The following is a 3,154-nucleotide window of genomic DNA, read 5'->3' as shown; positions in this document are numbered from 1 at the left end:
GTCACGAAGACGACGGAAGCGCCGGTGCCCTCCCACAGCTCGAGCAGCTCGTCCGACATCAGGTCCAGCGCCAGCCAGTCCGGAAGCGCCTCGAAGTCCTCGGTCCCCAGTGCCAGCAGCATCGCGTCGGCCGGCGTCGGCTCGAACGGCTGCCGCAGCAACGGCATACCCGCCTGCTCCGGAGTCCGGTCCGCCTTGCGGTGGTTGTCCTCCGCGCACGAGGCCACCGTATTCAGCCAGGAGTCCCGGCCACCCTGCGCCCGCGGCACCACATGGTCCACGGTCGTCGCCCTGCGCCCGCAGTACGCGCACCGGTGCCGGTCCCTGACCAGCACACCCCGCCTCGACCACGGAGCTTGTCTTCGGAACGGCACCCTCACATACCTGCACAACCGGATCACCCGCGGCGCCGGTATGTCCACATCGGCTCCGCGCATACGCAGTTCGGGGTGGGCCTGCTCGACGACGGCCTTGTCCTGCAGCACCAGAACGACGGCTCGATTCAACGTCACCGTCGACAGCGGCTCGAAGCTCGCGTTCAGAACCAGCGTGTCCCGCATCCCGCCCACCTCCCGTGCAATCGGCCCACTCCCTGGCGGGCTTGGATCAACTCTGGCCGGGCACGCCGAGATGGACAACGCAATAAAAACTGCCCGCCCCTGATCAATTCCAAGACCAGGGGCGGGCAAACGTTCCATGAACGTCAGTCTTCGGCGGGCACCTCGTACTCACCGATCAACTGTGCCCGCGCGATCGCGTGGAACCGCAGGTTGAAGCCCACATATGCCGGGCTGGCGTCCGAGTCCGGACCGAGCTTCTCCTGGTCCACGGCGTACACGGTGAACACATAGCGGTGCGGCCCGTCGCCGGCGGGCGGCGCGGCGCCGCCGAAGTCCTTGGACCCGTAGTCGTTACGCGACTGGATCGCGCCCTCGGGCAGCCCCTCGAACTTCCCGGTGCCCGCACCCACCGGCAGCTCGGTCACCGAGGCCGGGATGTCGAACAGCACCCAGTGCCAGAACCCGCTGCCCGTAGGGGCGTCCGGGTCGTAGCAGGTCACGGCGAAGCTCTTGGTCTCGGCCGGGAACCCCTCCCACCGCAGCTGCGGTGAGGTGTTGCCGGCCGCGTATACCTGAGCGTCCTTGAGCGTGGCGCCCTCCTGGACGTCCTCGCTCGTGACCGTGAACGACGGCACGGGCGGGTGGAAATCGTGGGGGAGCGGCCGCCGCTTGAGCTCGGTCACCTCGGTACCTCCTGATCGATGACGGAATCAGCAGTTCCCGAGCCTAGAACCAGTTGCGCTTGCTGCCGACCTCGGACAGCCACTGGTTGAGATACGCCGCCCAGTCGGTCCCATGGAAGTCGTGCTGACCGACCTGGAACGAACGGAAGGTGTCACTGCCCTCGCTGAACAGCCCCGGCTTCTTGTCCATCTCCAGCACCACGTCCATGGCGTTCTCGTCCGCCACGAAGCTCAACTCGACCTGGTTGAGCCCCCGGTACTGCGACGGCGGGTAGAACTCGATCTCCTGGTAGAACGGCAGCTTCTGCCGCGTGCCCCGGATGTGGCCGCGCTCCATGTCCGCGTTCTTGAAGCGGAAGCCCAGCTGGATGAAGGCGTCCAGGAGCGCCTTCTGCGCCGGCAGCGGATGCACGTTGATCGGGTCCAGGTCACCTGAGTCGACGGCCCGCGCGATCGCCAGCTCGGTCGTCACCCCGATGTGCATCCCGCGCAGCGCCTGCCCGTCGATCATCGTGACGGGCGTCTCCCACGGAATCTCGAGCCCGAACGGCACCGCGTGCACCGCCCCGGCCCGCAGCTCGAAAGCGCCACCGAGCCGCACCTTGGTGAACTCGATGTTCTGCTTGTACTCCTCGTCGCCGCTCTCCACCTCGACCTTGGCCTGCAGGCCCACGGACAGACCCTCGATGTCCTGGTCCACGGACCCGCCCTGGATCCGCACCTCACCCTGGACGACGCCGCCCGGAACGACGTTGACCTCGGTCAGCACGGTCTCCACCGAAGCCCCGCCGGCCCCCAGACTCGCGAGCAGCTTCTTGAACCCCATGTCTCTCCCTCTATCCGTGGACCCTCGTACGCGTGGACCCTTGATCCCTACCAACGCGAACCGGACCTGGCCGGTTCCGCCCCACACCCTGGCAAGCAGACGGAACCTTGACCACCCCTTGGCAACCACCCGCCTGGACTACGCTCGGACGCCATGATCGCGCCCACGGACCGTACGCCACTCCCCAGGGAGTTCTTCGACCGCCCCGTCCTGGAGGTCGCCCCCGACCTCATCGGCCGTATCCTCCTCCGCACGACCCCCGACGGTCCGATCGCGCTGCGTCTCACGGAGGTCGAGGCCTACGACGGCCCGAACGACCCCGGCTCCCACGCCTATCGCGGCCGCACGCCCCGCAATGACGTGATGTTCGGTCCGCCCGGTCATGTGTACGTCTACTTCACCTACGGCATGTGGTTCTGCATGAACCTGGTGTGCGGTCCCGAGGGCAGGGCGAGCGCGGTCCTGCTGCGGGCCGGCGAGGTGATCGAAGGCGCCGAACTCGCTCGTAAACGTCGACTCTCGGCCCGAAACGACAAAGAACTGGCCAAAGGCCCGGCTCGCCTGGCCACCGCCCTGGGGGTGGACCGCTCCCTGGACGGTACGGACGCCTGCACCCCCGGCGAGACCCCGTTGAGGATGCTGACGGGCACTCGGATCCCGTCCGACCAGGTACTCAACGGTCCACGCACCGGCGTGGCGGGTGACGGGGGCGTTCACCCGTGGCGCTTCTGGGCCGCCAACGACCCGACTGTGAGCCCCTATCGGGCCCATGTACCCAGGCGCCGCTCAAGTTGACGCTCCTTGGGCAGGCGCGTAACGTAGCCCGAGCCGCTTGAACCGGGTACGGCGATCGCCAGCAGCCGGAAGCGGCCAAACCACTACCTACGGTCACCCCTCAGCGGGGGCGAATTCGTCATGCCTGCATGCCTGAATTCAAACTCGTGGAACTCGATTATGAGTTCCGACGGGAATGGTCTAACGTAGTGAATGTCGAAAGGCCCCGCCGACAGGGAATCAGGCCCGAAAGGATCTGATAGAGTCGGAAACGCAAGACCGAAGGGAAGCGCCCGGAGGAAAGCCCGAGA

3 protein-coding genes and 1 pseudogene are annotated in these 3,154 nt (G+C 67.0%); 1 reads left to right on the top strand and 3 read right to left on the bottom strand.

All coding sequences use genetic code 11. The annotated features are described in order from the left end of the window. Positions 1-68: 68 nt before the first annotated feature. The 3 genes and pseudogenes from ABZT17_RS45075 to ABZT17_RS45065 form a co-directional block, all read right to left on the bottom strand. Positions 69-560: pseudogene (locus ABZT17_RS45075) on the bottom strand (HNH endonuclease); the annotation flags it as partial. Positions 561-703: 143 nt separating this feature from the next. Continuing rightward, positions 704-1,243 carry a YbhB/YbcL family Raf kinase inhibitor-like protein gene (locus ABZT17_RS45070; protein WP_356357992.1) on the bottom strand — a complete coding sequence of 180 codons (540 nt, stop codon included), beginning with the start codon at positions 1,241-1,243 and terminating at the stop codon, positions 704-706. 43 nt (positions 1,244-1,286) lie between these two features. Further along, positions 1,287-2,069: a sporulation protein gene (locus ABZT17_RS45065; protein ID WP_356357991.1), complete on the bottom strand. Its 783-nt coding sequence runs from the start codon at positions 2,067-2,069 to the stop codon at positions 1,287-1,289. Positions 2,070-2,222: 153 nt separating this feature from the next. Here ABZT17_RS45065 and ABZT17_RS45060 point away from each other — a divergent pair, with 153 nt between their 5' ends. Then, positions 2,223-2,864, top strand: coding sequence for a DNA-3-methyladenine glycosylase (locus tag ABZT17_RS45060; RefSeq protein WP_356357990.1), 642 nt, complete (start codon positions 2,223-2,225; stop codon positions 2,862-2,864). Positions 2,865-3,154: the final 290 nt, after the last annotated feature.

It is taken from the genome of Streptomyces sp. NPDC005648 (assembly GCF_040605395.1).
Lineage (GTDB): Bacteria > Actinomycetota > Actinomycetes > Streptomycetales > Streptomycetaceae > Streptomyces.
The sequence above is the reverse complement of the archived record's forward strand: the minus strand, read 5'-3'. Positions and strand labels throughout refer to the sequence as shown.

What these genes read in the sequence shown, in the direction of transcription:
- ABZT17_RS45065 (WP_356357991.1), bottom strand. Translation starts at nt 2,069, where the DNA reads ATGGGGTTCAAGAAGCTGCTCGCGAGTCTGGGGGCCGGCGGGGCTTCG.
- ABZT17_RS45060 (WP_356357990.1), top strand. Translation starts at nt 2,223, where the DNA reads ATGATCGCGCCCACGGACCGTACGCCACTCCCCAGGGAGTTCTTCGAC.